At 66.3% G+C, this 6,370-nt stretch carries 4 protein-coding genes and 1 pseudogene; 4 read left to right on the plus strand and 1 reads right to left on the minus strand.

Annotation, left to right across the window (positions count from 1 at the left end):
• Positions 1 to 66 precede the first annotated feature (66 nt).
• The 3 genes from AB0M92_RS37285 to AB0M92_RS37295 are packed head-to-tail and all read left to right on the plus strand — an operon-like array spanning position 67 to position 3,094.
• A complete protein-coding gene (locus AB0M92_RS37285) occupies positions 67 to 888 on the plus strand; it encodes a sugar ABC transporter permease (protein WP_366106818.1) in 822 nt (273 codons plus the stop codon).
• 56 nt (positions 889 to 944) lie between these two features.
• Complete coding sequence (locus AB0M92_RS37290) at positions 945 to 1,739, plus strand: carbohydrate ABC transporter permease (RefSeq protein WP_366106821.1); 795 nt, start codon at positions 945 to 947, stop codon at positions 1,737 to 1,739.
• Between the two features lie 47 nt (positions 1,740 to 1,786).
• Positions 1,787 to 3,094, plus strand: coding sequence for a Gfo/Idh/MocA family oxidoreductase (locus AB0M92_RS37295; protein ID WP_366106819.1), 1,308 nt, complete (start codon positions 1,787 to 1,789; stop codon positions 3,092 to 3,094).
• Positions 3,095 to 3,457: 363 nt separating this feature from the next.
• Here AB0M92_RS37295 and AB0M92_RS37300 read toward each other — a convergent pair whose 3' ends face one another.
• On the minus strand, positions 3,458 to 5,431 hold the full coding sequence (locus AB0M92_RS37300) for a restriction endonuclease (protein ID WP_366106820.1): 1,974 nt from the start codon (positions 5,429 to 5,431) through the stop codon (positions 3,458 to 3,460).
• Positions 5,432 to 5,747: 316 nt separating this feature from the next.
• Here AB0M92_RS37300 and AB0M92_RS37305 point away from each other — a divergent pair.
• Positions 5,748 to 6,262, plus strand: a pseudogene (locus AB0M92_RS37305) (transposase); the annotation flags it as partial.
• Positions 6,263 to 6,370 lie beyond the last annotated feature (108 nt).

Genomic DNA, 6,370 nt, shown 5'->3' on the forward strand with positions numbered 1-6,370 from the left:
AAGTCGTCAGGTCGCCTGACCGGCGGTATCAGGTACTTCGGGCTCTTCGGCGCACCAGGACTGCTGGTGTATGCGGTCTTCGTGCTGGCGCCGGTCGTGATGACGGTCTACCTCAGCCTGACCGACGAGAACCCGTTCAACCCCGTAACCCGCTTCGTCGGCCTGGACAACTACGTCCGCCTGGCCGACGACAGGGAGTTCGCCCACGCCCTGGGCAACACCGCGATCATCACCTTGATCGTCACCGTAGCCGCCAACATCGGTGGACTGCTGGTGGCCCAGTTGCTGGACCGGGTGGGCTGGCTCTACAACCTTCTGCGCAGCGTCTTCTTCACGCCCGTCATCCTCAGCTCCGTCGTGGTCAGCGTCATCTGGCAGGCGCTGCTCACCGATGACGGCCTCCTCAACTCGCTGCTCCGCGAGCTCGGAGTGCAGGATCCGCCCAGATGGCTGTCCGATCCCGACCTCGCGCTCTACAGCCTCGCCTGGATCATCACCTGGCAGGTACTCGGATTCTGTGTGGTCGTGTACCTGGCCGCCCTCCAGGGGATACCCCAGGAACTGCACGAGGCGGCGGCCCTGGACGGGGCCGGCGGACTGCAGCGCTTCCGCCACGTCACCTGGCCGATGATCGCGCCTGCCGTGACGATCAACACGGTGATGCTGCTGATCACCGGGTTCAAGATCTACGACCAGGTACAAGTGATCACCAACGGCGGACCCGGCGACGGTACGACGGTCACCATCGCCTTCGAGGTCATCCAGACCGCCTTCACCGGCAACCACGTCGGCTACGCGTCCGCCATGGCCACGGTCATGCTGATCCTCGTGGCGCTGATATCCATCGCCGTACTCCGCCTCCTGCAGCGCAGGGAGGTAACGCTGTGACACCTGTGGCATCCGTGACGCGGGCCACCGGCTCGGCCCACAACTGGTTGCGACCCATGGCGGCGACCTTCGTCAGCGCGGTGTTCTTCCTGCCGCTCTACCTGATCGTCGTGAACGTCTTCAAGCAGGGCCCCGACATCGTCCCGCACCCCGCGGGACTCCCGGTCCCCCCGACCCTGGACAACATCGCCAGTGTCCTCTCCCGGTCGGACAACCTCTTCTGGTACGGCCTCATCAACAGCATCGAGGTCACCGCGCTGTCCGTGACCGGCGCGACCGTGATCGCGGCGATGCTCGGCCACTACCTTGCCCGGTCCCACGGTCGCTGGGCCAAGGTGGCCCAGGGCATGCTGCTGTGCGGCCTGATGATCCCGCCGCCGGTCATCCTGACACCCATCACCCAGATCCTCGACGGCCTGGGGCTGATGACCACGGTCCTCGGCCTGGTCCTGGTCAACATCGGCTACTACATGCCGTTCGGCGTCCTCGTGTTCACGGGCTTCGTCAAGAACGTCCCGATCGAGCTGGAGGAAGCCGCCCAGCTCGACGGCGCGGGCCGGCTCCGGACGTTCTGGCAGGTGGTCTTCCCGCTGCTGCGCCCGGCGTCCGCGAGCGTCATGATCTTCCTCGGCGTCTGGATCTGGAACGATTTCCTCAACCCCCTGATCATTCTCGGCCCCGCGAGCGGGACCACCGTGACCGTCGGGATCTACCGGGCCATCGGAGAACACCAGACCGACTTCGGCGGCGTGTTCGCCCTGATGTTCCTGGCGACGCTACCCGTGTTGATCTTCTACCTGGCCTTCCAGGGGCACTTCGTCAAGGGGCTCACCGGCGGAGCGACCAAGTGACCGTGCCCGCCCCCGGGACGCCTGCCCACCAGACAGGAACCTCGTCAATGTCCTACGCACAGCAGCCGTTCATCACCGGCTCACTCGCCACCCCCATGGACAGGCCGCTCACGCTGGCCGTACTGGGAGCCGGCGCTCGCGGGAGCGGCTACGCCGACCTGGCGGCGAAGCGCCCCGGTCAGGTCAAGATCGTGGCCGTCGCCGAACCGCGGCCGCAGGTACGGGAGGCGTTCGCCGCCCGCCACGGGCTGCCCGAGGCCGCCCGGTTCAGCAGCTGGCAGGAGTTCGCCGATCAGCCGCGCATGGCCGACGTCGCGGTGATATCGGTGATGGACTCCGAGCACCTGGCCGCGGCCACGGTGCTCGCCGACAAGGGGTACCAGCTGCTGCTGGAGAAGCCGATGGCCACCAGCGAGGCCGACTCCGAAGCCATCGCCACGGCGGCGGAACGCAACGGCACGGCCCTCGCGGTGTGCCACGTGATGCGCTACACCCCCTACACCAAGGCCCTCAAGAAGGTGATGGCCGAGGGAGCGATCGGAGACATCGTCTCCGTTCAGCATCTGGAACCCGTCGGCTACTTCCACTTCGCGCACTCGTTCGTGCGCGGAAACTGGGGCCGCGAGGAGGAGTCGACGTTCTTGCTGATGGCGAAGTCGTGCCATGACATCGACTGGCTCAGCCACATCATCGGCCGGCCGGTCCGGCGGGTGTCCTCCTTCGGGAGCCTCATGCACTTCCGGCCCGAGCAGGCACCGGCGGGATCCACCGACCGGTGCGTCAGCTGCCCCGTCGAGGAGAGCTGTGCCTACTCCGCGCAGCGCCTGTACCTGACCGGTCTGCGCCAGGGGGGAACGAAGCAGTACTTCAGCCGGATCGCCACGGCCGGGGACCTCACCGAGGAAGGCGTGCGGACGGCGCTGGAAGAGGGACCCTACGGCGTCTGCGTCTACCGGGCCGGCAACGACGTCGTGGATCAGCAGGTCGTGAACCTGGAGTACGAAGGTGGCGTCACCGCGTCGTTCGTCCTCACGGCGTTCACACCGCTGGAGAACCGCCACACCAAGATCTTCGGTTCGCGCGGGCAGCTCACCGGCGACGGACGCCGCATCGAGGTCTACGACTTCCTGACCGAGCGCACCACGGTCATTGACACCTCGCTCGACGGATCGTCCGCCGCAGAGGGCCACGCCGGAGGCGACGAGGCCATGTTCAACGCCTTCATCGACGCCTTGCACGGCGGACGGCCCGAGCTGATCATCTCCGGGATCGAGGACAGTCTGGCCAGCCACCGGGTGGTCTTCGCCGCGGAGCGCGCCCGGCGGTCCGGTGCCGTCGTCGAACTCAAGCGGTGACGCGTCCCCGTTCAGCACCGTAGGAGCCCCCGCAAGGGGCCCGCTCCCCATGCCGCTCGATGACGAAGCCGCCTTCCGCACCAGGATTTCATCCTGCTGCGGAAGGCGGCTTCGTCGCATGTGCGGACGGCCCGGCGTCATGGGGGCATCGCGGAGAACGGCGCCTCTGCAATCGCCGAGTACGGGCGCGGCGCCGACGAGGGTGTGATCCACCAGGGGCTCTCCCGCCGCGCTCTTGCCCTTGAGCCAGTGGCCTTGAACCCACAGACGCCCGGGAGGCGATACGCACGCCCCCATCGGCAGGCAGGGCCCTTCAAGTAGAAGACAGGACCCAGGTGTAACCGAGCTCCGGCAGATGCACGCCTAGAGGCCCCTCTCGATCGAAGTCGCGATGGCGCGAAGTCGCTTCGCCGCCGATCGCGCGTCACCGATCCGGTAGGTCGCATAGCGCGGATCCTGAACGTCCTCAATGCCCCGCACGATGTCCAGGTCGAGGCGGTCGAACAGCCGGAACGTGTCGAGCAGTTCGTCGATGTTGGGCGCCAACGGTGACCCGCGCTCGATCAACGAGACATCGCGTGCCGAAACGGCCTCCTCCGTCTCCGACTCGGTCTTGAGTCGGGAGATGACGAGTGACAGGATGTCGAGCTCGCGTTGCCGCGTGTCGATGAGCCCGGCGAGCCTGGACAGCCCGTCCGGCGCCTCGAACAGCATCCCGACTTCCGCCGGCCGCAAGCCGAGGGCCTCGGCGGAGATGACGACCTGGCCCAACTCGTCGGCGGTGATGAGCGCCCACTGCTTGCGCTTGGCCATGTTCTTGAGCGTGTCGCCACTGAAGGCGGGGCCGATGATAGCGACGTACTCCGCGGAGCGCTTCTCCTTGTGCGTGTCGATTGCCACGTCGCTCACGTTGCTGTGCGTGACCCGACCGGATGACGTCGACTTTCCTTCCACGATCGCGGTCCGCAACGACCCGTTGCCGTCGTACCACTGCACGAGGATGTCAGTGTCACCGGAACCGCTGATGCGCTGGGCGCGGAAGCCCATGTGCCTGAACGCGCTCTCGATGTGCACCTCGAACGCCGTGCCGGGTGCCGCGCCGTCGGCGCCCGGGTCGACGGAGCTGCGCGTCAGTGATTCCACGATGAGCGAGAGCTTGTCCGGTTTGCCCGGCGCGCCCGACGTGGTCTGCGCCGGGCCCGACGACAGCTCCGGCTCCGCGGCGGCCTCCGGCAGGTTCGGTTCAGCGAGGGGGAGCGTCTCGATGAGAAGCAGCCCGGTCGCCGTGGCCTGGACCGACGACCAGGACGTCTCGATGAGCAGGCCCGATTCGACCATGAACGCCGTGAGCCACCGCACCTTGTCCTTGTTCAAGCCGTACGTGATGCCCTCCCGATACACGTCGTTCCTCGGAACATTGACCTTCGCCACGCGGATCAGTTCGCCGACGAACTTCATGTGCGCGTGAAGGATCCGGATGAAGTCGATGTCCGATCCCGACCGCAGCCACGCCTTGGCAGCCGGCGTTGCCGTGAACACCCCGCGGCGGACCTCCAGAAGTAGCCCGGCGGCCCGCATGAACGGCAGCATGCTGTCGACGCTGCTGCGCTTCAGGCCGAACCTGTCCGCGATGAAGCCCAGCAGGGCGTCCTTCTCCAGCTGGTCCTCGGCGGCTGCGATGCACGTCCGCAGGTTCTCGATCTTGTTGGGATCCTCCTTCGGGCTCGGAACCCAGATGTTGTAGGTGTTCCTGGCCTCCTGTGCGCCGTCGGTCGCGGCCAGGTGCGCGAGGAGTACGGCGATCTCCTCCGGGGTTTCGGGAATGTCGACCGCTTCGCCCGATCCGTGCATGACCATGGCCGAAGGCGTCACGACTTCCCAGCGGGCGAAGAGCGACCGTCCTTCAGCGGTCGCGCCCTGCTTCCGCTCTCCCAGCCATTCGGTCAGTCCCAGGACTTCGAGCCAGGTCATGCGGAGGCGCGTGTTGTTGACGCTCGTCCAGTCGAGGTTGTACGACTCGATCAACTCGGCACTGGTCTCTTCGACCGTCAGCGGCTCGCGCACGAGGATCCCGAGCACCTCGGCGAACAGCCGGATCCGCTCGGCCATCAACGAGGCGAGACGTGAGCGCGACTCATCCGAGAGCAGTTCGGAGCCCTCGGGAGTCAGCTGAAGAACTCCTTTTCGAATCTGGGCCAAGCCCATCGGACGCAGCGCGTACGAGTACTGCCGCCAAGACCTCGACGACTCCACAGTCGACAGCTGCGGCTGCGCGTTGAGATCCGTGGCCTCACCATTGCTGATCCGGCGAACGAGCTCAAGGGTGAGTGGGAACATTTCGTCTTTCCCGCACAGGAGGTTCGGTGCGGATGACGCCTGCTGCATCCACCTGCTCCGCTGTGCCCCGAGAGCGGGCGCGCTCGGGGCAGTGGCCGGTTGGCTGGTTGCACTGAAGAGATCCGGACTCATTCTGGTGTGGCCGTTCTGTTCATATCACTGTCGGGTGATTCGGCAGAGTCTCCTGCCATGCGCGCACGTTACTGCCCGCCACTGACAGGCGAGATCTAACTTTTAATCGGGAAAAGTGAATTGACCGATCAATGGCTGATCTGGATCGATTGCGTCTCATCCTGTCGCCGCTTCCTGGCGAGCAACCGCCCGATTGAGGGCCAAAATGAGGGGGAAAATTCACCGGCCCGTGCCCCGGGACCCGGGCAAGGCGGGCTCCAAGATGCAGGTCCTGCCGGACGCGAACGTCCTGCCCCTCCTCGTCGGCCCCACCGCGGGCGAAGCCCACGACAGCCTCGCCCTCAAACCCGTGATCACGGGCAACCAAACGAGGCACGACCCTCATCGAAACTCCCACTTCAAGCCCCAACGCCGCCACGCCGACAAGGCCTACGACCATCCCCGGCTGCGGCGATGGCTTCGCGGCAAGCGGATGGGCGTGCGCATCCCGAGACGCGGCATCGAGTCCTCGGAACGCCTGGGACGACGCAGGTGGGTCGTCAGCGCACGATGTCCTGGCTGACTGGCTGACTGGCTGACTGGCTGACTGGCTATCGCCGACTGAGCCCCCGCTACGAAGGCCACTCCCGCAACTACCTGGCCTTCCTCGGCCTCGCCGCCGCCATCTGCTGCTACGACCGCCTCATCCGCCTCACCACATACGACACGGTCTTAGTAGTCGATGGTGATGGCGGCGATGCAGTTGCCGGAGCTGTTGATGATGACGGCGGCGCCGGCGTTGCGGGATGTGGGGTGGGTCAGGGCCGC

Origin of the sequence: Streptomyces sp. NPDC051582 (genome assembly GCF_040681715.1) — a bacterium.
GTDB lineage: Bacteria > Actinomycetota > Actinomycetes > Streptomycetales > Streptomycetaceae > Streptomyces.

Excerpts from the sequence above, each read along its gene's own strand:
- AB0M92_RS37295 (WP_366106819.1), top strand. The coding sequence starts at position 1,787 with ATGTCCTACGCACAGCAGCCGTTCATCACCGGCTCACTCGCCACCCCC.
- AB0M92_RS37300 (WP_366106820.1), bottom strand. The coding sequence starts at position 5,431 with ATGTTCCCACTCACCCTTGAGCTCGTTCGCCGGATCAGCAATGGTGAG.
- AB0M92_RS37290 (WP_366106821.1), top strand. The coding sequence starts at position 945 with ATGGCGGCGACCTTCGTCAGCGCGGTGTTCTTCCTGCCGCTCTACCTG.